The 23,603-nt window shown below is 60.3% G+C and carries 20 protein-coding genes and 2 pseudogenes; 15 read left to right on the top strand and 7 right to left on the bottom strand.

The annotated features are described in order from the left end of the window. Together ABK249_RS28960 and ABK249_RS33960 are read left to right on the top strand one after the other, a co-directional pair. On the top strand, positions 1-255 hold a 255-nt coding region (locus ABK249_RS28960; RefSeq protein ID WP_348864665.1), incomplete at its 5' end, for a globin domain-containing protein. 4 nt (positions 256-259) lie between these two features. Beyond that, on the top strand, positions 260-526 hold the full coding sequence (locus tag ABK249_RS33960; protein WP_415926493.1) for a hypothetical protein: 267 nt from the start codon (positions 260-262) through the stop codon (positions 524-526). A gap of 13 nt (positions 527-539) precedes the next feature. Here the strand turns inward: ABK249_RS33960 and ABK249_RS28970 are convergent, their stop codons facing one another. Beyond that, positions 540-1,412 carry a GntR family transcriptional regulator gene (locus ABK249_RS28970; RefSeq protein WP_348864666.1) on the bottom strand — a complete coding sequence of 291 codons (873 nt, stop codon included), beginning with the start codon at positions 1,410-1,412 and terminating at the stop codon, positions 540-542. Positions 1,413-1,519: 107 nt separating this feature from the next. Here ABK249_RS28970 and ABK249_RS28975 point away from each other — a divergent pair, with 107 nt between their 5' ends. Genes ABK249_RS28975 through acnA form a run of 10 tightly spaced genes read left to right on the top strand, consistent with a single transcriptional unit; the run spans position 1,520 to position 14,503 of the window. Next, positions 1,520-2,680, top strand: coding sequence for a C45 family peptidase (locus ABK249_RS28975; protein ID WP_348864667.1), 1,161 nt, complete (start codon positions 1,520-1,522; stop codon positions 2,678-2,680). 36 nt (positions 2,681-2,716) lie between these two features. Continuing rightward, positions 2,717-4,285 carry an ABC transporter substrate-binding protein gene (locus tag ABK249_RS28980; protein ID WP_348864668.1) on the top strand — a complete coding sequence of 523 codons (1,569 nt, stop codon included), beginning with the start codon at positions 2,717-2,719 and terminating at the stop codon, positions 4,283-4,285. 3 nt (positions 4,286-4,288) lie between these two features. Continuing rightward, the gene (locus tag ABK249_RS28985; protein ID WP_037155597.1) at positions 4,289-5,242 is read left to right on the top strand and encodes an ABC transporter permease; all 954 of its coding nucleotides are present in this window, start codon (positions 4,289-4,291) and stop codon (positions 5,240-5,242) included. Then, complete coding sequence (locus ABK249_RS28990) at positions 5,239-6,054, top strand: ABC transporter permease (RefSeq protein ID WP_348864669.1); 816 nt, start codon at positions 5,239-5,241, stop codon at positions 6,052-6,054. Before ABK249_RS28985 ends, ABK249_RS28990 begins: the two co-directional genes overlap by 4 nt. Further along, positions 6,054-7,661, top strand: a complete 1,608-nt coding sequence (locus tag ABK249_RS28995; RefSeq protein WP_348864670.1) for an ABC transporter ATP-binding protein — start codon at positions 6,054-6,056, stop codon at positions 7,659-7,661. The genes ABK249_RS28990 and ABK249_RS28995 overlap by 1 nt, the downstream gene beginning before the upstream one ends. 52 nt (positions 7,662-7,713) lie before the next feature. Beyond that, positions 7,714-8,919, top strand: coding sequence for an ornithine--oxo-acid transaminase (gene rocD, locus ABK249_RS29000; protein WP_415926494.1), 1,206 nt, complete (start codon positions 7,714-7,716; stop codon positions 8,917-8,919). A gap of 18 nt (positions 8,920-8,937) precedes the next feature. Beyond that, entirely contained in the window at positions 8,938-10,377 is a 1,440-nt protein-coding gene (locus ABK249_RS29005) for a M20 family metallopeptidase (RefSeq protein WP_348864671.1), read from the top strand. Beyond that, positions 10,374-10,517, top strand: coding sequence for a hypothetical protein (locus ABK249_RS29010; RefSeq protein WP_348864672.1), 144 nt, complete (start codon positions 10,374-10,376; stop codon positions 10,515-10,517). The genes ABK249_RS29005 and ABK249_RS29010 overlap by 4 nt, the downstream gene beginning before the upstream one ends. 22 nt (positions 10,518-10,539) lie before the next feature. Further along, positions 10,540-11,859 carry an omega-aminotransferase AptA gene (gene aptA / locus ABK249_RS29015; RefSeq protein WP_348864684.1) on the top strand — a complete coding sequence of 440 codons (1,320 nt, stop codon included), beginning with the start codon at positions 10,540-10,542 and terminating at the stop codon, positions 11,857-11,859. Between the two features lie 31 nt (positions 11,860-11,890). Beyond that, the gene (gene acnA / locus ABK249_RS29020) at positions 11,891-14,503 is read left to right on the top strand and encodes an aconitate hydratase AcnA (protein WP_348864673.1); all 2,613 of its coding nucleotides are present in this window, start codon (positions 11,891-11,893) and stop codon (positions 14,501-14,503) included. Between the two features lie 1,090 nt (positions 14,504-15,593). Here acnA and ABK249_RS29025 read toward each other — a convergent pair. The 4 genes and pseudogenes from ABK249_RS29025 to ABK249_RS29040 all read right to left on the bottom strand — a co-directional run. Further along, positions 15,594-17,129 (bottom strand): tannase/feruloyl esterase family alpha/beta hydrolase, encoded by a 1,536-nt coding sequence (locus ABK249_RS29025; RefSeq protein WP_081952929.1) that lies wholly within the window; start codon positions 17,127-17,129, stop codon positions 15,594-15,596. Between the two features lie 342 nt (positions 17,130-17,471). Beyond that, positions 17,472-18,113 (bottom strand): RES family NAD+ phosphorylase, encoded by a 642-nt coding sequence (locus tag ABK249_RS29030; protein ID WP_037155616.1) that lies wholly within the window; start codon positions 18,111-18,113, stop codon positions 17,472-17,474. Beyond that, positions 18,110-18,937: a hypothetical protein gene (locus ABK249_RS29035; RefSeq protein WP_037155677.1), complete on the bottom strand. Its 828-nt coding sequence runs from the start codon at positions 18,935-18,937 to the stop codon at positions 18,110-18,112. Before ABK249_RS29035 ends, ABK249_RS29030 begins: the two co-directional genes overlap by 4 nt. 497 nt (positions 18,938-19,434) lie before the next feature. Next, positions 19,435-20,230 (bottom strand): annotated as a pseudogene (locus ABK249_RS29040) (ISAs1 family transposase); the annotation flags it as partial. Positions 20,231-20,597: 367 nt separating this feature from the next. On the opposite strand from ABK249_RS29040, the gene ABK249_RS29045 reads away from it, so the two are divergent. Beyond that, complete coding sequence (locus ABK249_RS29045; RefSeq protein ID WP_280107442.1) at positions 20,598-21,542, top strand: Fic family protein; 945 nt, start codon at positions 20,598-20,600, stop codon at positions 21,540-21,542. A 173-nt stretch (positions 21,543-21,715) separates the two neighbouring features. Here the strand turns inward: ABK249_RS29045 and ABK249_RS29050 are convergent, their stop codons facing one another. Beyond that, on the bottom strand, positions 21,716-22,189 hold the full coding sequence (locus tag ABK249_RS29050; protein ID WP_161784787.1) for an ATP-binding domain-containing protein: 474 nt from the start codon (positions 22,187-22,189) through the stop codon (positions 21,716-21,718). Between the two features lie 56 nt (positions 22,190-22,245). Then, a pseudogene (locus ABK249_RS29055) lies at positions 22,246-22,440 on the bottom strand (hypothetical protein); the annotation flags it as partial. A gap of 89 nt (positions 22,441-22,529) precedes the next feature. Here ABK249_RS29055 and ABK249_RS29060 point away from each other — a divergent pair. Both ABK249_RS29060 and ABK249_RS29065 read left to right on the top strand, forming a co-directional pair. After that, the gene (locus ABK249_RS29060) at positions 22,530-22,853 is read left to right on the top strand and encodes a type II toxin-antitoxin system HigB family toxin (RefSeq protein ID WP_037155621.1); all 324 of its coding nucleotides are present in this window, start codon (positions 22,530-22,532) and stop codon (positions 22,851-22,853) included. Next, positions 22,843-23,223: a helix-turn-helix domain-containing protein gene (locus ABK249_RS29065; RefSeq protein WP_037155623.1), complete on the top strand. Its 381-nt coding sequence runs from the start codon at positions 22,843-22,845 to the stop codon at positions 23,221-23,223. Before ABK249_RS29060 ends, ABK249_RS29065 begins: the two co-directional genes overlap by 11 nt. Positions 23,224-23,603 lie beyond the last annotated feature (380 nt).

Here is a 23,603-nt window from a genome sequence, read left to right on the forward strand (position 1 = left end):
CTTAGAGGCAGCGAGGCGAAGCTTTACGATTATCTCACCGGTTATCTCGGAGGCCCTCCGGTCTATGTGGAAAAACATGGCCACCCGAGGCTGCGCGCCCGCCATTTCGCCGCGGCAATCGGCCCTCAGGAGCGCGACGAATGGATGCTCTGCTTCCGCCGTGCGCTGGACGAGACGATCGACAACGAAAAGCTGCGCGAGATTATCTGGCCACCGGTCGAGCGCCTGGCCCTCCACATGCAGAACCGGGAATAGGCCGATGGAAAGACTCGACAATCTGCGGCCGTTGATTCTTTTTGTGAGCGGCATGATGGGAGCCATGGGCGTCGCCCTGGCGGCAGCGGCAAGCCACGCAGGCGACACGCTGTTTCTGGGTTCCGCCTCCACCATGTGCCTGGCGCACGCCATCGGAGGAACCGTAGAGGGCACTTGGTTGGCATACTCCCGAAAGACGCGATGCTTGTCACCACATCCCTGCGCGCAAGTCTGGCGTCGCGACGACGATCTGGCCAATACGGCATTTTAGAAACCAAAATGCATCATTTTGCTTTTGCGGCACCCCGCGCGCCCATCAGGTGCTTGCGCATCAAGGCCGCAGCCACGTCTTGATCGCCTCTTTCCAGCCGCTCAAGGATTTCCAGGTGTTCACGGCACGTCACTGCGACGCGATCGGATCCGTGCTGCCAGTTATAGTTTGATAGCCGCCGAAGCTGGTTCTGGCGGTGCATTGCCTCCTTGATATAGCGATTTCCGGAAGCTGCACTGATGCCCAGGTGAAACTCCGCATTCATCTCAAACAGCGTGACGCTCGACGAATCCGTCCAGGGCGCGCTCAACATCGCTTCATGCCGTGATTGCATGGATTTTATCCAATCCGCGGAAAGAGAAAATTCAGGCGACATGATGGCTGCGCATTCGATGAGCAGGCGGAAATCATAGCTTTCCGCGCGTGCGCGGGCATCGCGGACCGGATCGAGGAACTGCCAGCCATAACCCTGCCTGCGCTCGATGACGCCCAGTCCCTCAAGTTTGATCAGCGCATGGCGCACCGGCGTTCGCTCGCAACCCGTCAGCCGCATTAGCTCCAGCTCGGCAAATTGTTCGGCAAGCCCCCCCTCGCGGCGCAGCCTTGCGATGGCGACGAGCAGTTCTTCGTCTTCCGGCGGCGTTTCCGGTTTTTCGACGCGTGGCGGAATTGTCGCAAGCCTCATGCCGCGGTTGGGCTCATGCTGCACGAAGCCCTCCTCCGCCAGCATTTCCAGCGCGATGCGCACCGGCGTGCGGGAGACGCTGAGCCGGGCGGCAAGCTGGTTCTGACGCAGCCGCGCACCTGGTTTTAGATCGTCGTCATGGATGACGTCGATGATGCGGCGCATCAGGTCCTGTTGAAGAGGCGTGCTCGCGTCCGACATTTTCCGCTTGCCTTCCCGTCATTTTTGGTTTTTGTTTTATGAAATACTTTTTTGATGAAGGCAATCGGGTCCGCCCTCGCCATCATTCAGCATCTGGAAAAGCCGCCATGACCTCACCCCTTCCCTGCCCGCTCATCGAAGTTTCCGGTACGCCGTTCGAACGCGGCCAACAATACGGAGAGCAGGCTGCGGAACGGATTCTCACAGGCATCGAACATTACAAGGTCCAGCTGCATTCCTCAGGCCTGAAGGATGGCGATCTTGCCGCAATGATCGACCGCTTCGCCGGCGCGGTCGACAATTACGGCAGCCAGTATATCGAAGAGATGCGCGGCATCGCCAGAGCCGTCAATACCGACCTTGCGGCGATCCTTCTTCTCAACGCACGGACGGAAATCCTCAAGCTTGCCCGAAGAAGGCAAAAGGGTGAGGCGGACTTCATTCAGTCGGATGGCTGCACGGGTGTCTTCATCATGCCGCAAGCCAGCCGCGACAAGACCTTCATTCACGCCCAGAACTGGGACTGGAAGGCGGAATGTGCCGAAACCGCGATCGTTCTGAAGATCAAGCGCGACGACGGTCCGGATATCATCACGTTTACCGAAGCCGGCGGCCTTGCGCGCACCGGCTTCAACGCCGCCGGCATTTCCATCAGCGGCAACTATCTGGAGACCGATCGGGATTACCGTGAACTCGGCGTACCGCTCGCCATCATTCGGCGCAAGGTGCTCGAACAGGATCATCTGGCGATGTCGATGCAGGCCGTCTACGGCACCCGAAAATCGGCCTCCAACAACATGATGATCGGCCACGCGCATGGCGTTGCGATCGATTTCGAATGCGCGCCGGACGAGACCTTTCTCATTCATCCGCAAAACGGCGTGCTCGTGCACGCAAATCACTTCCAAAGCCAGGTCGCCCTGTCGAAGCTGCTCGACAAGGGCGTCGTCAACATGCCGGATTCGCTTTATCGCGATCTGCGCGTCCGCCAGCTGATCGAGCCGCATATCGGCAAGGTTACGGTCGACACGGTGAAGGCTGCACTTTCAGACAGGTTCGAAAGCCCGTGGTCGGTGTGCCGCCCACCGCGCAAATCGCTGTCCAACAACCAGTCCGCAACGGTGGCGATGATCGTCATGGTGCCGGCTGAAGGCCACATGGAAGTGGCACTCCTGCCAGCGCTTGGAGCACATTTCTGGGACTACAGCCTCGATATGCAGATCAGGCCCGTCGACGAGCCCGGCAGGGCACAGACGAACGCGGCCTAACCAAAACCAACAAGGGAACGAATACGGGAGCCTCCAATGAAATTTCAAACCCTCTTGAAGACCACGGCAGTCATGGCGCTGCTGGCTGCAGCCACCGGCACGGCGATTGCGCAGGACAAGATGATGCGGGTGCGCATCAATGCCGACATCCGCTCGACCGATCCGGGTGTCAATCGCGATGCCAACAGCGATGCGGTCGTGCTGCACATGGTCGAGGGCCTTGTCGGCTATAAGGACGACGCCTCGATTGCGCCGCTGCTGGCGAAATCGGTCGATATTTCCGCCGACGGCAAGACCTATACGTTCAAGCTGCGCGACGGCCTGAAATTCAGCAACGGCGAACCGCTGACCTCGGCCGACGTGCTGGCCTCCTGGCAGCGCTACGTCGATCCGAAGACCGCATGGCGCTGCCTGAAGGATGTGACGGGCTCGGGCGTCGCCAACGTTACAAACGTCACCGCCCCGGACGCCTCGACCGTCGTCTTCACGCTGGAAAAACCGACCGCCCTCTTCCTCACAACGCTTGCCCGCACCGATTGTGGCGGCACCGGCATCTACCACAAGAGCTCGCTCGATACGGACGGCAAATGGGTAAAGCCGATCGGCACCGGCCCGTTCATGCTGAATGAATGGCGCAGCGGCCAATTTGTCGAGCTTGCCGCCAATCCGAATTACGTCTCCCCCGGCGGCGAGCGAAGCGGTTACGTGGGCGACAAGGCGCCGAAGGTCCCCGCCGTGCGTTTCATGGTCATTCCCGATGATGCCGCGGCCAAGGCGGCGTTATATTCCGGCGATATCGACGTCATCAGCGACGTCAACAATGCCGATGTCGAAGAGTTTTCGGCAAGCGACGAGTTGAAGGTCGACAAGGTCGCCAGCATGGGCCTTACCGGGCTTCTTTTCCAGACGCGAGATCCGCTCCTGAAGGATGTCCGGATCCGCAAGGCGCTGCTGCTCACGCTCGATCTCCCGCAGATCGCCGAAGCGCTGACCAACGGTCAGGCGCCGGCCAACCTCTCGGTCATTCCGGTTCCAAGCCCGTATTCAGGCAAGCTGCAGAAGGACGTACCGGCCCGCGATCTCGAAGCGGCCAAGACGCTGCTCGCACAAGCAGGATACAAGGGCCAGCCGATCAAGTGGCTGGCGACAAAGTTCTATCCCTCACTCTTCGATGCTGCCGTACTCGTGCAGGCAATGGCTCAGGAAGCCGGCATCAATATCGAAATCGAAACGCTCGATTGGGCAACGCTGCTCGACCGTTATACAGCCGGCAACTATTCGGCCATGTCGTTTACCTATTCCGCCCGGCTCGATCCTTCGCTCTCCTTCGACATGGTCAGCGGCAACAAGGACAAGAGCCCCAACAAGGTCTGGGACAATCCGGAAGGCCTGAAGCTGATCGCAGAAAGCACGACCGTCAGCGACAGCGAAAAACGCCAGGTCCTGTTCGACAAGCTGGAAGGCATGATCCGCGCCGACGTGCCGTTGATTCCGCTTTATTCCGGCACCCGCATCGGCGCAGTGCGCGCCAATGTGGACGGCTACCAGACCTGGCCGGTCGGTTATCCGCGCATGTGGGGCGTCTCCTTCGCGGCCGGAAAGTAAGCCATGCACGCCCTTTCGAAATATGTCGCGAAGCGTCTGTTATGGACGCTTCCGACACTCCTGCTCGTGGCCGCCATGGTGTTCTTCCTGGTGAGGATGATCCCCGGAGACCCCGCCCAGTTGATCCTCGGCGATAACGCCAGCCCGGAAGAACTGGCCAACCTGCGCGCCAATCTCGGCCTCGACCAGCCTGTGCCGCTGCAGTTCGTCTATTGGCTCGGCAATATGCTCAGGGGCGATCTCGGGCACTCGATCTCCAACGGGGCGGCCGTCCTGCCGCTGATGCTCGACCGTTTCCAGGTCAGCGCCACAATTGTGCTTGTCGCCGTTGCACTCGCAACCCTGATCGCAGTTCCGGCCGGACTTATTGCAGCCTGGCGGCAAAACGAGCATGTGGACGTCGCGATCGTCGCCCTATCGACATTGCTGATGTCGGTTCCGAGCTTCTGGCTCGGCCTCGTCCTGCTGCTGGTCTTCGGGCTGAAGCTCGGATGGCTGCCGGTCGTCGGCTACGTACCGTTCACCGAAAAGCCCTGGACCGCGATCACCTATGTGATCCTCCCGGTGGTAACACTGATGCTGATCGAGGTCGGCGTGCTGACCCGCATGATGCGCGCAAGCGCCATCGAAGTCCTGCGGCTGGAATATGTCATGCACGCCCGCGCCAAGGGCCTTTCGGAACGCAAGATCCTGCTGCGCCACGTGCTGCCCAATGCCTTTGCGCCGACCTGGACGATGATCGGCTTGGTGCTCGGCGGCCTGCTGGGCGGCATCGCGGTTCTGGAAACCGTCTTCACACTGCCCGGCCTCGGGCGTCTTCTCGTCGATGCGATCTTCGCTCGCGACTATCCGGTGGTACAGGGATGTCTTCTGTTCACGGCCTTGATCTACGTGATCGTCAATCTCATCGTGGATCTTTGCTATCCGTTGTTCGATCCGCGGGTCACCGCGTCATGATCAGACAACCCGCAAACCTGATCATCGGCTCCATCCTGCTGATCTTCATTGGCGGCATGGCGCTGCTTGCGCTGTTCTGGACGCCCTACGATCCGGCGGCGATCAAGCTCATCTCCAGGCTGAAACCGCCATCGGCGCAATTCTGGCTCGGCACCGACGAATTCGGCCGCGACGTCGTCTCCCGCCTGATGACCGGCGCGGTGCAAAGCATGACGGTCGCCATCTTGACAGTCGCTTTCGCGGTCACCGTCGGCACCCTCACCGGCCTCATCGCCGGATATACGCGCGGACTGGCAGATCGCATCCTGATGGTCTTCAGCGACGCACTGCTCGCCTTTCCCGGCACCCTGCTGGCGCTTGGTCTGATGGTGATTTCCGGTCCGAACAAATATGGCATCATCCTCGCTCTCGGCATCGCATATTCCCCGTCGGTGCTGCGTATCGTTCGCGCCAGCGTTCTTTCAGCCCGTGAGCGCGAATATGTCGAAGCCTCCCGTGTCATCGGCAATTGCGAACTCACCACCATGTTCAAGCATATCCTACCGAACTGCACGGCGCCGATCGTGGTGCTCGCGACCTCCATGTTCGGGTGGGTGGTGCTGGCGGAAAGCGGGCTGAGCTTTCTGGGGCTCGGCGTTCCGCCACCGGCGCCGACCTGGGGCAACATGCTGTCGGCGGCGCGCACCTATATCGAAAAGGCCCCATGGCTCGGGCTTGCCCCCGGCATCTGCATCTCGCTGACTTTGCTCGGCATCAACCTTCTGGGTGACGCGTTGCGCGACCGCTTCGATCCGAGAATGGAGCAACGGTGATGAATATCGAAACGTCCCGCCCTCTGCTGAGCGTCCGCAACCTTCGCGTCGAGACATCCAACGGCCATCCGGTTCTGCACGACGTGTCCTTCGATGTCGAGGCTGGCAGCATCGTGGCGCTGGTCGGCGAAAGCGGCAGCGGCAAGACGGTCGCGGCCCGCACTGCCATGCGGCTGCTTCCCAGGGCAATCAGGCCGGTTGCGGGCGAAATCCTGTTCGACGGCCGCAATGTCCTGAACATGTCGGATGCCGAGATACGCCAGGTTCGCGGCGCAAGGATCGGCATGGTTTTCCAGGAGCCGATGGTCTCGCTCAATCCCGCGATGACGATCGGTGCCCAGCTCGTCGAGGGCCTGCGGCTGCATGAACATCTCACCCTGGACGAAGCTCTCGCCCGCGCGACGGAAATGCTCGAACGGGTAAAAATCGCCGACCCGGCGGCCTGCCTCTCGGCTTTCCCGCACCAGTTTTCCGGCGGCATGCGCCAGCGCATCATGCTCGCATCCGTCATGTTGCTCAGGCCGAAACTGCTGATCGCCGACGAACCGACCACGGCGCTCGACACGCTGACGCAGCGCGAGGTTCTGGAAGTGATGGTGGATCTCACCCGCACCTTCGGCACGGCGGTGCTGCTCATCACCCACAATCTCGGCCTCGTCGCGCAATATGCCAAAAAGGTCATCGTTCTGGAGCGCGGCAAACTGATCGAGACGGGGCCGGTGGCAGAGGTGCTTCATCACCCTAAGGAACAATATACGCGCACGCTGATCGACGCGCTTCCAAAGCGCGACCACGGACGAAAGCCGCCTGCCGACGGGGCAACGCTGATTGAGGCGCGCAATGTCGAGGTCACCTTCTCGGGTGCCGGCAACATGTTCAGCACGGCGCAAAAGAAGCTTGCCGTGCGCGGCGTCTCGCTTAGCGTTCGCCCAGGCGAAGTCGTGGCGGTCGTCGGCGGCTCGGGTTCCGGCAAGACGACGCTCGGCCGGGCAATGCTCGGCCTGCTGCCGCTTTCCGACGGGGACGTGTTTTTCCGCGGGCGCCCGATGGCATCCACCGATCGCGCGACACGGCGTGATTATCGCCTGCAATGCCAGCTCGTTTTCCAAGACCCCTACTCCTCCCTCGACCCGCGCCAGAAGATCTCCGACATCATCGGCGAGCCGCTGGCACATGGCCCGAAACTCAGCCGGGCGGAGAAGGCGGAAAGGGTTGGCGCCATGCTCGACGAGGTGGGACTTGCCGGGCTTGGCGAGCGTTTCCCGCATGCCCTTTCCGGCGGGCAAAGACAACGCGTCGCAATCGCTCGGGCGGTGATCCGCAATCCGGCCTTCGTCGTTGCCGACGAGCCGGTTTCGGCGCTGGACATGACGATCCAGAAGCAGGTCCTCGATCTCTTCCGCAGGCTGCAGGAGAACCATGGCTTCGCCTGCCTGTTCATTTCGCACGATCTTGGCGCCGTCTCCCGCGTGGCCGATCGGATCGTCGTCATGCAGCAGGGCCTGATCGTCGAGGAAGGCAGTGTCGACCGGATCCTGGATCACCCGCAACATCCCTATACGCAAGCCCTGCTCGAGGCGACGCCGACCCTTAAGATCGCGGCCTGACGAGACGAGAAATCGGTGAGCAGTGGCCTCCCCGAGGCAGGAGAAATCCATCATGTTAACGGAAGACTTGATCGCTATCGAAGCCCGGTTTGGTGCCAACAACTACAAGCCGCTCGACGTGGTCCTGTCGCGCGGCGCCGGCGTCCATGTCTGGGATACCGACGGAAACCGCTATCTCGACTGCCTGTCGGCCTATTCCGCCGTCAACCAGGGCCATTGCCATCCGAAGATACTGGCCGCCATGATCGAGCAGGCTGGCAAGCTGACGCTGACCTCCCGCGCCTTTCGCAACGATCAGCTTGCGCTGTTTTACGAGGAACTCGCCGCGCTGACGAAGTCGCATCGGGTGCTGCCGATGAACAGCGGCGCGGAGGCGGTCGAGACCGCCATCAAATCGGTGCGCAAGTGGGGATACGAGGTCAAGGGCATCGCGGAGGACCAGGCGGAGATCGTCGTCTGCGCCAACAATTTCCACGGCCGGACGCTCGGCATCATCAGCTTCAGCACGGACGAGACGGCGCGCAAGAGCTTCGGCCCGTTCCTGCCCGGTTTCCGGGTCGTGCCGTTCGGAGATATCGAGGCGTTCGAACAGGTGATCAACGCAAATACGATCGCCTTCCTGGTCGAACCGATCCAGGGCGAGGCCGGTGTGCTGATCCCGCCCGCCGGTTACTTCACGAAGGTCCGCGAGGTCTGCACGGCCAACAACGTCATGCTGATCCTCGACGAGATCCAGACCGGCCTCGGGCGCACCGGCAAGCTGCTTGCCGAGGAGCACGAAGCAATCGAGGCGGACGTGACACTCGTCGGCAAGGCCTTGTCAGGTGGCTTTTACCCGGTCTCCGCCGTGCTTTCCAACAATGAGGTACTGGGCACCTTGAAACCGGGCCAGCACGGCTCGACCTTCGGCGGCAACCCGCTGGCCTGTGCGGTCGCTCGGGCGGCATTGAAGGTGCTCACCGAGGAAGGCATGATCGAGAACGCCGCCGTTCAGGGCGACTATTTCCTCCAAGGGCTGAAGGACATCCGCAGCAACGTCATCCGGGACGTGCGCGGGCGCGGCCTGATGCTCGCCGTCGAGCTTCATCCGCAAGCTGGCGGCGCCCGCCGTTACTGCGAGGCGCTCCGCCGGTCGGGCATCCTTGCCAAGGAGACCCACGACCACACCATCCGTCTTGCGCCGCCGCTGGTCATCGAGCGCGAGCAGGTCGACTGGGCGCTGGAGAGGCTGACGCCGGTTCTAAGCGGCATGAACTGATCAGGCAACGAGGACGAAATGCGAAATTCCCAATCCATCTGGACGATTGTCGACGAAAAGAGCCCCGCCTTTTTTGAACTCAGCGACCGCGTCTGGGAAACGCCGGAGATCAACTACGAGGAGTTCCGCTCCTGTCGCGAACATCGGCGACTTCTGGAGGCGGAAGGGTTCAGGATCGAGCTCAATGTCGCGGGCATTCCGACTGCCGTCATGGGAGAGGCTGGCGAAGGCGGCCCAGTCATCGCCATTCTCGGCGAATACGACGCGCTGCCCGGTCTCAGCCAAGAGGCGGGCATTGCCGAAAAGCGGCCACTCGTGAGCGGCGGGCACGGGCACGGCTGCGGCCACAATCTTCTCGGCGCCGGTTCGATGCTCGCGGCCGCCGCCGTGAAGGACTATCTCGCCGCCAACGGTCTGAAGGGACGTGTCCGCTATTACGGCTGCCCGGCGGAGGAAGGCGGGTCGTCAAAGGGCTTCATGGTGCGCGCCGGTGTATTCGACGATGTCGATATCGCCATTTCCTGGCACCCGGCCGCCTTCAGCGGCGTCAACAATCCGATCTCGCTTGCCTGCAGCGAAATGAACTTCCACTTCTCCGGCCGGGCTTCGCACGCCGCCGCGACGCCGCATCTCGGGCGCAGCGCGCTCGACGCGGTCGAACTGATGAATGTCGGGGTTAATTTTCTGCGTGAGCACATGCCCACAAGCGCTCGTATCCATTACGCGATCATCGATACCGGCGGATCTGCGCCGAACGTTGTGCAGGCCAACGCGACGGTGCGGTATCTCGTCAGAGCAAGGACGTTGCCAGAACTTCTTTCGCTTGTAGCGCGCGTCAAGCGCGTGGCCGAGGGGGCGGCATGGATGACCGAAACGACCATGCGACAGGAGATCATATCGGGGGACGCCAACCTGATTGGCAACGAGCCTCTGGAAAAATGCATGCATACTCAGCTGGAGCGCCTGGGACCTGTCGTTTTCGACGAAACCGACAAGGCAACCGCGCGTACGTTCCAGGCGACATTCACGCCGGACGATATCGCCTCGTCTTATGCTCGCTTCGACCTCAAACCCGGCAAGGACGAACCGCTTTGCGATCTGATCGTGCCGCTTTATGCGGGCGACGGATCGATGGTCGGGTCGACCGATGTCGGCAGCGTCAGTTGGGTGGTCCCAACCGTGCAGATGCGCGGCGCGACCTACGCGATCGGCACCCCCGGCCATTCCTGGCAACTCGTCGCGCAGGGCAAGCTGCCCGCAGCCCACAAGGGCATGGCGCATGCGGCAAAAATCATGGCTGCCACGGCGATCGAGCTCGTGTGCAATCCCGCGCTCATCGAAGCGGCCAAGGCCGACCACAAAGACCGCCTCGACGGCAATCCCTTCGTTAATCCCATTCCCGATGAGGTCATGCCGCCTATCCGGCCTGTGCCTGACACACCGGATGCTGGGCAATGACGAAACAGATCCCTGCGAGCGGCGACAAGCTCGCCTGCGACGCCGATGCGCGCCTCGGGCGGTATTTTGTCAAGGATCGCTGGCCCCACGTTTTCGGGGCCGCGATCGCAAAAGCTCGCCAGAAGACCGACGTCACCTGATCCGAGAATGAAAGCCATGCCCATGCAGCAGCTGAATGCCAATTCGCTCGAAGCCTTTTGGATGCCGTTCACGGCGAACCGGGATTTCAAGCAGAAGCCTCAGATCGTCACCGGCGCGTCTGGCATGTATTACCAGATGAACAACGGCCACCGGGTGCTGGATGCGATCGCCGGCCTTTGGTGCGTTAATGCCGGGCATGGACACCCGAAGATCGTCGAGGCTATTCAAAAACAGGCAGCACAGCTTGATTTCGCGTCCTCCTTCGGCCTCGGCCATCCGCTCGCTTTCGAATATGCCAGTCGGCTGACATCCGTGGCGCCCGAGGGGCTCGACCACGTCTTCTTCACCAATTCCGGGTCGGAAGCGACCGATACCGCGCTCAAGCTTGCACTTGCCTACCACTATGCGCGCGGCGAGGGACAAAGGCAGCGGATCATCGGCCGTCAGCGTGGCTATCACGGTGTCGGTTTCGGGGGGCTTTCCGCGGCCGGCATGGGAGCGCACAAGAAACAGTTCGGCATGCTCCTGCCGGGAGCCGCCCACATGCCACATACACACGACCTTGCCCGCAATGCCTTCAGCCGCGGTCAGCCGAGCCACGGCGCGGAGATCGCCGACACGCTCGAACAGATGTTGCAGACCTACGATCCGTCGACGGTCGCGGCGGTCATTGTCGAACCGGTCGCCGGCTCGACCGGGGTTCTGGTCCCGCCGCTCGGCTATCTCGAACGGCTGAGGGAAATCTGCACGCGTTACGGTATTTTGCTGATTTTCGATGAGGTCGTCACTGGTTTCGGCCGGCTGGGGCGGCCATTCGCGGCTGATCGTTTCGCCATCACACCCGACCTTATCGCCATCGCCAAGGGCATGACGAACGGAGCGGTTCCCATGGGCGGGGTCATCAGTTCAAACGAGATCTGCCAAAAGCTCATGGAAACCGCGCCGCAAGGGACCGTGGAATTTTCCCACGGTTATACCTATTCCGGTCATCCGCTGGCTTCGGCGGCGGCAATTGCAGCGCTCGATGTCTACGTCAATGAAGGCCTGTTCGAGCACGCAACGTTGATTGAACCGGTCTGGGAGGAGCACGCGCATGCGCTTAAAGCCGTGCCCGCAGTGGTCGACATCCGCAATATTGGCCTGCTTGCAGGCATCGAGCTCGGTGAGGAGGTCGCAAGCGGCAAGGCGATGGCCAAGAAGGTATATGACTTCTGCTTTGAGCGCGGCGTCCTGGTACGCCCCGTTGCGAACACGATCGTGCTGTCTCCCCCTTTGGTTATTTCAGAAGCGGAAATCGCCACCGTGTTCTCGGCGATTGCCGCCGGGTTGAAGACGCTGTAGCGCGGAAAACGGCGAGAGGCTCACCGAAGGCATGCACGCGAACATCGAAATTGACGGCGTAAATTTTGACTCCATCGACGTGCCGGCGGTCGTCGGCGAGGCGCTTGTGCGCATGCCCTATATCCATAGAATCTTGCTGGAGAACGTGCTGAGGACGGCCGGAGGCGACGCTGCACGGGCCAAGGCAGCCATGATTGGTTGGCTAAAGACGGGCACCAGCGATGCCGAGATCCCGTTTCTGCCAAACCGCGTCCTGATGCACGACACGACCTGTGGCCCGGCCCTGGTCGACATTGCCGGCATGCGCTCCTGCCTGGCGGAAGCAGGCGGTGATCCGGCACGGCTCAATCCGGTCGTGCCGGTCGACGTGTCTACCGATCATTCGGTCGCGGTCGACGCTTTTGGCGAACCTTCCGCCCTCGAACACAACATGAAGCGCGAATACGAGCGCAATGCCGAGCGCTACAGCTTCATGAAATGGGGAACGAATACGCTCACCGGCTTCCGGGTCCATCCCCCTGGGACCGGGATCATGCATACGCTCAATCTCGAACGCCTTGCCACGATCGCGACATCACAACGGCAAGGCGGTCGGCTCTGGGCCATTCCCGACACGCTCATTGGCACCGACAGCCATACGCCGATGATCAACGGGATCGGAGTGTTAGCCTGGGGTGTGGGTGGGCTTGAGGCCGAAAGCGTCTTTTTTGGGATGCCGGTCACGTTGCGGGTGCCTGATGTTGTCGGCGTCCGCCTGACGGGTGCGTTGAAGAAAGGTGTTCTTGCCACCGATCTGGCGCTCCTCGTCACGCATCTCTTGCGCCAGATCGACCTTCAGGACAAGTTCGTGGAGTTCCATGGCCCCGGCGTCTCCAACCTGACAGCCGGCGATCGAGCCGTCGTCGCCAACATGGCGCCTGAATTCGGGGCCAACAGCGGCTATTTTCCGATCGATCGCCAATCGATCGACTACCTGCTGAGAACTGGCCGCGGTGAGGGTCACGCACGGTTTGTCGAACGTTATGCGAAACGGGCTGGTCTTTGGTTCGATCCCTCCACCGATCCTTGCTACACCTCGACGCTCGCTCTGGACCTCGGCAGTGTCGAGCCGAGCCTTGCAGGCCCACGCCGCCCCCAGGACAGGATCGCGGTCAGCGAGACGCGTTTGGCCATTCGCGGAATGAAGAAGCGTTGCGACAAATCAACCAAACAGGGCGCACCCAATGACGGCGCCGTTGCAATCGCTGCGATCACCAGCTGCACGAACACCTCCGATCCGCGGCTTCTCGTGGCGGCAGGTCTCCTCGCCCGCAAGGCACGCGCCTGGGGGCTCCGGCCAGCGCCTTGGGTGAAGACGTCCCTTGCGCCCGGATCCCCGACCGCCGAGCGGTATCTCGCCCGCGCCGGCCTGTTGGAAGACTTAGAAGCCCTTGGCTTCGGCATCGTTGGATATGGCTGCACATCCTGTATCGGCAACTCTGGATCTCTGACCGAGCCTATTGCCGAGGCCATGACCGAACGCGGCATACTGCCGGTGGCGGTTCTGTCCGGGAACCGGAACTTTCCAGGCCGGGTGCATCCGCAGTTGGAGGCCGCCTTCCTCGCCCCGCCGCCTATGGTCGTCGCCTTCGCGCTCGCCGGAACCGTCGCGCTCGACATTCTGCGGGATCCGATCGGCACTTCCGCCGATGGAACGGCGGTCACGCTGTCGATGCTCTGGCCAGATGCTTGCGAAATCGACGCAACTCTTTTGGCCGCGTCTGACGCGAATGATTTTTCGCTCGCCTATGATGCCGCTGAGGCGAGCAGGACCTGGAAAGAGCTTCCCGCACCTGGAACGACACTGTTTCCTTGGGATGAAGGCTCCACCTATATCCGGCGCCCTCCATTCGCAAGCTTCGGCGAAGGAATACGGCTCGGCACCTATGAAGCGCATCCGATCCTCGTTCTCGGCGACGACATCACCACTGATCATATTTCTCCAGCCGGTGCCATCCCGGCAAACGGCGCGGCAGGGCGGCATCTCATCGAACGCGGCGAAGACCCGAAGAACCTCAACGTCTTTTCATCTCGCCGCGGAAACTGGGAAGTCATGGTTCGCGGCCTCTTCACCAACAAGACAGTGGGTAACCTTCTGGCAACAGGCATTGCGCCAGGCTCCACTGTTTATGCCGGGTCGGAGAAGGTCCTCCCGCTATGGGATGCGGCGCAGCGCTACAAGGCTGAGGGAAAGTCCGTCGTGCTTGTGGCGGGAGAGCGATACGGGATGGGCTCGTCCCGCGACTGGGCGGCCAAGGGCGTGGCACTTCTTGGCGTGCGGGCCGTCCTTGCATCAAGCTTCGAGCGCATACACCGCTCGAACCTGATCGGCATGGGCATCCTGCCGCTGCGTTTTCCACCCAATGTGAAGCCGCAGACGCTCGAACTTCGTGCGAACGATCTCCTGGCAATCCACGCCGATATCGACATGGTCTCCCCACGCTGCGAGATACCGGTCACGGTCAAAAGAGCCAACGAGCCATCGATGACGTTCAACACATCCGCGGCGATTGAAACAAATGCCGAAATTGAGATCTTGCGCGCCGGCGGCATCCTTTCGCTTATCCTCAAGCGGTGTCACGCAGAAGTGCCGCAGTCCAGGTGACCCAATGAGCATGTCTCGATGACTTCCATTCTTCGATGACAGACGAGGTGCAGGGATGAGGGTGATCGCCCTCGCCTCAGCAATGGGGACGGATCGCGAGCCTCCAGGCTGCCTCTCTTTCGAAAGTCGATCCGAACCGGAGTTTGATCGTCCCTGTCTCGTTCCACCGTCCGGAACGGAAGTTCCCGGTCGCCCAGGCCGATATTCGCATCCAGATCAGGATTTCCATCACCATATTCGCAAGAATGGTAATAACGCATTTTCTTCACCGGTTCCGGCGGGGAGCTGCTGAACTCTCAAGAAAGGAAAGTTCATGTCTAGCGACGCCGCTCACTGCGAACAGGCAGTGCGCCTTGCCGTCATCTGCCGCGACCCCTGCGCCCCCTCAGAGCTTTGCTCCAACCCTCAGTCTCAGGCTCAACTATCCGGAGGCACTAGAGGGCAGACAACAACAACCATCTAAGAGCTAACCCACATCACTCGGCCCCCGGCCAATCATGACAGCCATATGGCCTCTGCCATCCCTATACCGAACGCGCCTCCCTATAATGCTCGATAACCTTGACGGAACCGAAGGTCTACAAGACGACTTATTGATGGGTGCCGATGCGATCGCTGCATATCTCGGCATCACCCGCCGTCAGGTTTATCGTCTCGTTCATGATCGTATAATGCCTTCCTTCACAGGATTATGAGAGGTAAGGCGATTAACAATTTTCTGGGGCGCAGGGGCAAATATGACTGGAAAGGCGACAGTGACCACCGCCGGCGAAGATGACCTCCTCCATGTAGTGGAACCGATTGAGGGTTGCTTTCAAAATTCGTCGAGTCTCGGTCACTCGGTCGGCACCCTGAGACGCGTGACCAGGCAGAGTTTAAGCGCCCTGTCATCGAAGCGAAAACGATCATCGATACAGAGCTGGGCTCCAGCCAACTCCTTTTCACTCAATTTGGCAACTGTAAATATCCATTCAGGCGGCATGGCGGGAGGCCCCCCCTATGCTGGGGGTGCAGGAAGCTGCAGTTATCGTGCGCGGGGCGATAAACGGCATTAGTCGGAAGGTGGCAAACTCATATGCGGCGCCTCAGCTCATCGGCGGCATTCGAAGCTCGCTGCATTGTTCGCGTCGCCCTCGCCTTTGTAATGCGCATATGAAGGATATGGGCAAAGCGGCCTTGTTCGATCGGCAGGTGCGGCTCCTCCTGCGTCCACGCTTTGTGGAGCCTTTCCATTTTCCACCCAATCAACGAGTTTCGTCAGCATGTCGAACTTTTCGAGCCCGCCTGGACCTCCCCGGCAATGCGACATGCCTGGAACCAGATAGAGCCTTGCCCAATCATCGGCAGGTATGTTGGTCTTCGTTGCCTTTTTCATTCGATTGAAGAAGTCGATGGTGTCATTGGCGGAAAACCATGGATCGCTCATCCCATGGAAGAAGATGATTTTACTCCCCTTTGAGGCAAAGGAACTGAGATCGGTCCATTGGTCTACATTGATCAGCCGTTGCTGCGGATCGTCGACATCCACCTTCTCAATAGCGTCGTCGACATCAAATGTGAGGGCATGATTGGCGAATTGGCGGTTGCGCTTGTCGTCGAAGCGCATGAGGCCGGGAATGGCGTCAGTCGTGCTCATAATCCCGCTATCGTAGGGAAATGCGGGATAGGCCGTTCGCCCTGACGCGTCGAGGGTCGGAGAAAAAATCTCGGCAACGACCTTGGCCTGTTCGGGTCTCAGGCAATCCTTTGATGTACCGCTTGCGCATATCAGGCTCGAAGGATCGAATTTGCAGGCAGAGGCATTTGCGATCATGCCGTCTTCGATCCCATCCAGCTTATCGCAGGCATTTAAAATTCCGCTTAGAACGAGCTTCCGATCAGCATCGCTGAAGGCGGCAGAACGATCAGGCACCCCATCCGTTCCTACTGGCGAAATCCGGTTCATCGCCACATTCTTTTGGGCCAAGGACATATTCGAACGTCCGGTGCGTATGGCGGGGGCCCCGGCAATGATACCGTCAAACAGCAAGGGGAAGCGCTGCGCGGAGGTCATCGCCTCTCTCCCGCCCGTTGAGCAGCCGGCAAAATAAGAATGGTGCGCGCTTGTCCCGTAGTAGTTTGAAACAATCGCCTTTCCCAGAACGGTAACCTTTTCGACCGACCATCCGGCAAAGTTCAGCGTCGCAATCTGGTCAGCCTTGAACGAGCCATCCCACACCTCTCCTCGATGGCCGCTGTCATGCGAAATAACGGCAAAGCCCCGAGCAAGTGCGGTGTTCGCCCCGGCCGCGACATCCCCGATGGGCGGCTTCACCACACCGTTTAGTCCCCCTCCTCCTTGAACGAGGAACCGCCCTGACCAATCATCCGGCAAGGCGATCGAAAAACCGATAGCGTACGGTTTTCCGTCGGCTCCCGTTCGATGCTCAAAGGAGCCGTTCACCAAACAATAGGACGGTCCCTTGCCGCTGACGTAGTCTGTGCCGGCAACTTTCACGTCAAACCCCGGCAACTCGAGGGCTCTTGCGGCTTTGCACGTCGCACCGGCCGATTGGTCGGACGCCCCGTATGCGAGTTGCACCATCAATAAAAGCGCTGAAGCCGTTGCAGATAGCAGCGTTCTCATGCCTATCTCCTCCCTATTGCCTTCTCCACTCTCCCACAACAAATGGAACGAATCTCAGGCTTCCTGTCAATCGACAACTGCAAGCTTGCGAGGACGTTGGTTTCAGCGCCCAGGCCATGCCCTAGACAGTGCCGCGCAAGGGCGGCGTCGCCTTGACGGATTTTGCTGTGCCAAGTGCTATTCGATGACATGATCGAAGAGCACCCACTCGTTACCGACGCCATCGTTTTCCAGACGAAATTATCGCCCAGGCCGTAGGCTCTCTTGTCGGTCTCCGCTGAACCTGCGCGACGTCGAGGACCTGTTCGCCGAGCGCGGCACTGCGATCAGTCCGATCTGGAGCTATGCGATGATGGTGATGCCGGCGCGCTGCCCGAAGCGGCGCATTTCGAGCAGAAAGTCATCGTCCTTTCCGACGTCGATCTCCTCGATCACCTCGAAATCATCCTCGCCAATGCGATCTTCGAACAGAACGAGACATCGTTCCGGATCGCACTGCCTGGAGGTCCAGATCATCCCGTCGAGATCCGGACGCGCCTTATGGATCGCCTTTGCCCAAAGGACGGTTCGGGCGTAGCTCGATTTGGGCGTGTCGATGATCTGGCCCCGGTCGATCCCCCAGAGTTTCAGGTCGGGGGCAAAAAGCGCAGCAAGGGGTAAATCACGCTTCGGCGATATCGTGCTGGCGGTCCTGGCTTCCACATTATTCAAGCGGACGGTCTTGAACCTCGCGGCAGGATCGATGTCGTGGAAGATCGTTTCGAAAGCGGCCGCTTGTCGGCTGGTGGCGGCGTAAAGCGTTGCGACACAGCCGCCAGCCGCGTCCAGGAAGGGAGCGAAGCGGGTCGGCTGTCCCTTGCAGGGATTGAACTGCGCGGAGCGGAAGGCGGACAAATGATTGCGATGGAGGACGGTTCCGGCTGAGAGCGTTTGGGCGTTGACGGTTGGAAACGGATCGGGCGGTAGAGGCAGCGGGGATGTCACCCGACCACCTCTTGCCTTTCATGCTCGGCCGCTTCGGTTACGGCCTTGGCGTTATCGAGCACGTCGACCGGCGCCTTGTCGCCCAGCCAGCCATTGGTCGACACGAACCAGAACGCCTTCTGCCATCCAGACAGGTGCGCGGGCAGCGCCTTCAGCACCTTCTTGATCGCCGGATGCGGTCGGCCGTCGCGGAACTGGAAGGCTGGATAATATTCGGTGCCGCGATGAAGGACGGAGAAGATCTCGCCATTCTTTTTCCACCGGGCGGCAGTCGCATAGGGGTTCTTCGTCTGCAAGCCTGCCTTGGCGCCGATCTCCGCGCTTGTCAGTTGCGGGACTTCCGAAATGAACCTGTCACGCAGTTCCAGATTGTCCGCCGCGAGCGCTCCCCTCGCTACGGACAAATCATCGGGCAGCATGAGATCGGCAAGCTTGCTGATCGTCGCCTCGAACCGGCTTTCGTCCAGGTTCTCCGACACGCGCACCAGCGTCTCGAGGAAGTTTCTGACGGCGCTCCGCTCGCCTTCGGCCAGATCCGGCTTGAGCTGCAAGAGCACGGACCTGCCGCTCACGAAATCCGCAAAGGCGTCAGCCAGCTTGTCGAACTCGATCCCAGCCGCTCCCTCCCTCGGAAGGCCCGAAGGCACAGCTTGCTCTACGCTTTGCCGGAACGCCCTGACCAAGGCATCGTGGAGCGTCTGATCGTCCGGCCCGCGTATAGGCGCAGTCCTGAGCGCCCGCCTGGTGCGAGGCACTTTTCGATCACCTGGTGATGGGACAACCCCGTCGATCATCAGGAATTGGGAAATGAGCGCTTCGGTCATGATCTGCACATGAGATAGTTTAGTTACGTATCCATATCACGTATATCACGTCACGTCGACTACAAGACCCGTTCCAACCCGATCTGCGCATTTTTGATCGCGGTCGAGCCGATGGCACCCACTTTGCGCGTGAATGGATGGTTCAATTCGGTCCTTGGCCCTCGATCCGCACACCTCTGACCCGCGTGAAGACCGGAGGCAAAAATCGACTGCTGCTCATAGCGCAGTTGCAAATCCGGTCGTTGGGCATCTTAGTGACAAGATTGGTCGTCGTCCCCTCGTGCTGACGTCGGCCGCGGGCCTAGGCTATCGACCGACTTTCGGACGAACCGGTACGAAGGCCGTGGCGAGGCTAGAGCGAACTTCTAATTCGAAGGCATCCTGCCCATCACGCGTGGACTGAAAGGAGCGTTGATCGGTCTGTATTCGAGGCAAGCGGCGCTGCCGTAGCCGTCAGTATAAAACCACTCGACCCGCCCCTCCAGACCGATGGCCTCGGCCTCGACTCTTGCGATGGTCGACAGCCCGGGCATGGCGGGACGATCGCAATCGGCCTTGCCTGCCAACAGCCAGTCCACCGCATGCACGACACAAGTGCCGGCGAACTTCGATGCGCCCGTGATCGGCATACGTCGTGGTCAGGGTTTCGGCGATATCCGCGTCGGGGTCGGCAAAGTAGTCCCCGACGTCTCGCAAGGTCGTCGGCCTGTTGTTCTTCAGCGAAAACAGATAGTCGGCACCGCGATCGAGCACCGTCTGGCCGGTGTCGCGATTGCAATGGACGGCATCGGCCGTGATCAACGCTCCCCGGACGTCGATCATCTCCAGCAACGCCCGTGCGGCGATGATCGCGTTTTCGCCCACCCCGAACGCCGCCTGCCCCAGGACCAGTTGCGCCTCGGCAGCGAAGGCTGTCACGACATGAAGCGGGCTCTTGGCCGCCGCCCGATCGAAAGAGCGGCGCAACGTCTTGCCGTCAATGGCGATGATACCCGCACCATCCGCTCCCAACGCCTCCAGAAAGCGCCCGAACGCCGACGATAGGGATGATGGGTCAAGCAACCGGAACAGCCGCGAAAACGTGTCATGGCTCGGAAGACCATTCTCCAGGATCAGAAATTCCCGAAACAAAGCCTCCCGATCCTCGGCAAAATCGGCGAAATCAACGCAGCTGTCACAGCCGCAAATCGACGCTACAAGCGCTATCGTCAATATCTCCAGAAGATCGTGACGCCGTGCATTGCCCGTCCGAGGATCAGTGATCCCGTGAAGTATCGTAATGAGCGAAACCATAAAAAGCTCCAAAGCAGAGCTCCCTAAAGAATCCATCTCAATTCAAGCCGCCATATTTTTTTCTAAATGCGATTCCCCTGCGGCTCGATGCCGTGCCACTTGCGCAGCAGATAACATGTCGATAAATTTTACAAAAATCGACACGTAATCCCGACCTGTCGATGACGTCGACAGGTCATTCCCGCATGTCGATCAGAAAGTAGGTGATCGACATGACCTTTCGTCCGGACCGCCCGTTCAACGACCTCCCTGCCCTGCCGCCGGCACAGGACATAGAGACCAAACCCGTGCTGAAGGCCTGCATCGAGGCACGGGCCGCTCTGGCGGGGAGCTGCGGGTCTCCGGGCGGATCATCCCCAACCAGGCGGTGCTGATCAACTCCATCCCGCTGCTCGAAGCCCAAGCGAGTTCCGAGATCGAGAACATCGTCACCACCACCGACCGATTATTCCGCTTCGCCAATGATACGGGCGGTCAGGCGGACCCGGCGACCAGGGAGGCGCTGCGCTATCGCACCGCCTTGAACCGTGGTTTCGGAATGCTGCAGCAGCGCCCACTTTCGACGACCATCGCCGTCGAGGTCTGCAGAACCATCAAGGGTGTCGAACTCGACATCCGCAACACGCCCGGCACCGCGTTGATGAACGATGCCACCGGGGCCGTGATCTACACCCCGCCTGAAGGTGAAGACCTGCTGCGCGCCAAGCTTGCGAACTGGGAACGTTATATCCACGAGGCAGAGGATACCGACCCGCTGATCCGACTCGCGATAATGCATTATCAGTTCGAGGCTATCCATCCCTTCATCGACGGCAATGGCCGCACGGGAAGAGTGCTGAACCTGCTCTATCTGGTGGACAAGGGGGTGCTGGACATCCCGGTGCTGTATCTCAGCCGGCACATCATCCAGAACAAGGCGGTCTACTACAGGTATCTGCTGGAGGTCACCACGCAGGGGGCCTGGGAGCAATGGCTGCTGTTCATGCTGGAGGCCGTCAGGGCGACGGCCCGATGGACGACAGCGCGGATCCACGCGATCCGCGACCTGCTGGAACAGACCGCCGCGCGGATGCGTCAGAACCTGCCCAAGGTCTATTCCCGTGAACTGGCCGAACTGATCTTCGTCAACCCCTATTGCCGGATCGGCGATCTCGTGGGCTCTGGTGTCGCCAAACGACAGACAGCGGCAGTCTACCTCAAGGCGATGGTTTCCGAAGGGTTGCTGGAAGAAGTAAAGGTCGGGCGCGAGAACCTCTACATCAATCCCGCTCTGCTGGCACTGCTGTCGGAACGCGATCACTCAGACGCCTAACCAGGCGGCAGTTGTGCTCCCCAGGGACCGCGCGCGCAAAGATTTTCTTGCAAAGTTCAGTAGGGGAACCGTGCGGTGTTCATGCGGCGAAGTGCTTGGCGATGTTGCCTGCGGCGTCCTGGCTAAGCTGCGGCCCTTCGAAGGTCTCGATCATGCGGCCCGGAAAGTGCTTGTCATACCATGCGATCTTTCTCGCCCGGTGCTCTTGGTAAGAATCTGAAGACGTCATCCCCCAGTGCTCCCAATACTAGTGCACTGACGCAAATCAGCCCGGTCTGAGCATTCTCCGGCCGCCGCGCCGACAAAAGCGTCGAGACATCGCCCTGCACAAGCAAGGTGCAGGGCTGCCGAGCGCGCGTGAGCGCCATATAGAGGAGCTCGGAGGACGGCGATCGGCCCTTCGAACGAGGCACCACCACATAGGAATGGTTAAACTCGCAGCCCTGCGCTTTGTGGACGGAAATCGCGTACGCCAGCTCCAGATTGTCTTCGACACTCTCGAACCTGCCGTTTGCGGAGAGTTCGCTGCCATAGCCGACGGCAAGGTGATCCTTCCTTTCAAACTTGACTTGGAAGCGTTTCAGCCGGGGCGTAAACTTCTTGTCGAAGTTGTGCTTTTGGACAAAGCCGATCTCGCCGTCAAACACTTCGACCCGTTCGGCTTTGCGGGTCTGAAAATTGTAGGCCCAGACTGGGTCAGACTGAGGTCCGCGGACCAATAGTGCTTGGCGATATTCTGGGAGTTGCGGATGACGTGATAGGCAATTTCAGGGTTTCCCCCTTCGAATGTATCCGGGGCTGCACCACACATGCGACAATACATTCTCTGATGAACAACTGCCGCAAAATATTGCAATGCGGGCGCAGCATCTTCCTGGTTCACGATAGCCTGCATTTCCCACCGCAGGTATTTCTTGTCCGATTGAGATTGGGATTTTTTCACATCATCATTGATCCCGTATCGGGATCATGATAAAAGGTCAGTTCATGAGGATTATCGCTCGGCGCACCCTGCGGGTATTCGTTGACAGCCTTGCAGGGCAGAAAGATCAGCCCGCCGTCAAGTCTGCGCTCGATGCCTGGTTCGATGAAGTCAGCAAGGCGAGCTGGGCGAGTTCCGCCGACGTGAGGAGGCTGTATGCCACGGCGAGCATCGTCAGCGCCGAGCGGATTGTGTTCAACATAAAGGGAAATGACTACCGGCTCGTGGTGGCGGTCGATTTCGAGAAGAGCATCGTCTGGATCAAATGGATCGGTACGCACAGAGCATATGACAAGATTGACGTGACAGAGGTGACGCATGGCGACTGACCTGAAGCCCATTCGCACGGAAGCGGACTACGACGCGGCGCTCGCGGAAGTGGAACGGCTTTGGGGTGCAAAAAGCGGTACGCGAGAAGGCGACCGACTTGATGTTCTGGCAACCCTCATCGAAGTCTATGAAGCTAAGCATCATCCGATGGACCCGCCTGACCCGATCGAGGCGATCAAATTTCGGATGGAACAGCAAGGACTGACCCGCAAGGATCTCGAGCCGATCTTCGGCACCCGCAACCGCACCTCGGAAATCCTTAATCGGCGACGCGGCCTGTCGATTGAAATGATCCGGCAATTGCACGCAACGCTCGGTATTTCGGCCGAGGTGCTGATCCGCCCCTCCCTCCACGACAAGGCGGCCTGACCGGAAGGAACTGTCCGATGACCCGCGTCGCGCGCTACGTCCGCGCGAAGAGGCAAAGCGAGAACAGTGGCAGATCGTCGCGACCTCCAAGGATGCAGCCATCTCCGGCTCTAAATCGTCGGGCGGATTCACAAAATCCGCCCGACGATTTAGTCTCCTTGACGATGTGCCGCGGGATGTCCCTGACTGGCCGCCCAGCGCATCTGCGATCTATGCCGGCAAGGTCGCCCGCCTGACGGAAGCGCCAAATCGCCCCGAGAAACGGACCGAAGCGGCGTAGGTTTTGCGTACCTTGATTGAAAAGATCGTCCTTCGTCCCGGCCCACAGCGAGGCGATATTGACGCGATGTTGTACGGCGAACTAAGCACGATCCTGAATT

The sequence above is a fragment of the Neorhizobium phenanthreniclasticum genome, from assembly GCF_040066075.1.
Classification (GTDB): Bacteria; Pseudomonadota; Alphaproteobacteria; order Rhizobiales; family Rhizobiaceae; genus Neorhizobium; species Neorhizobium petrolearium.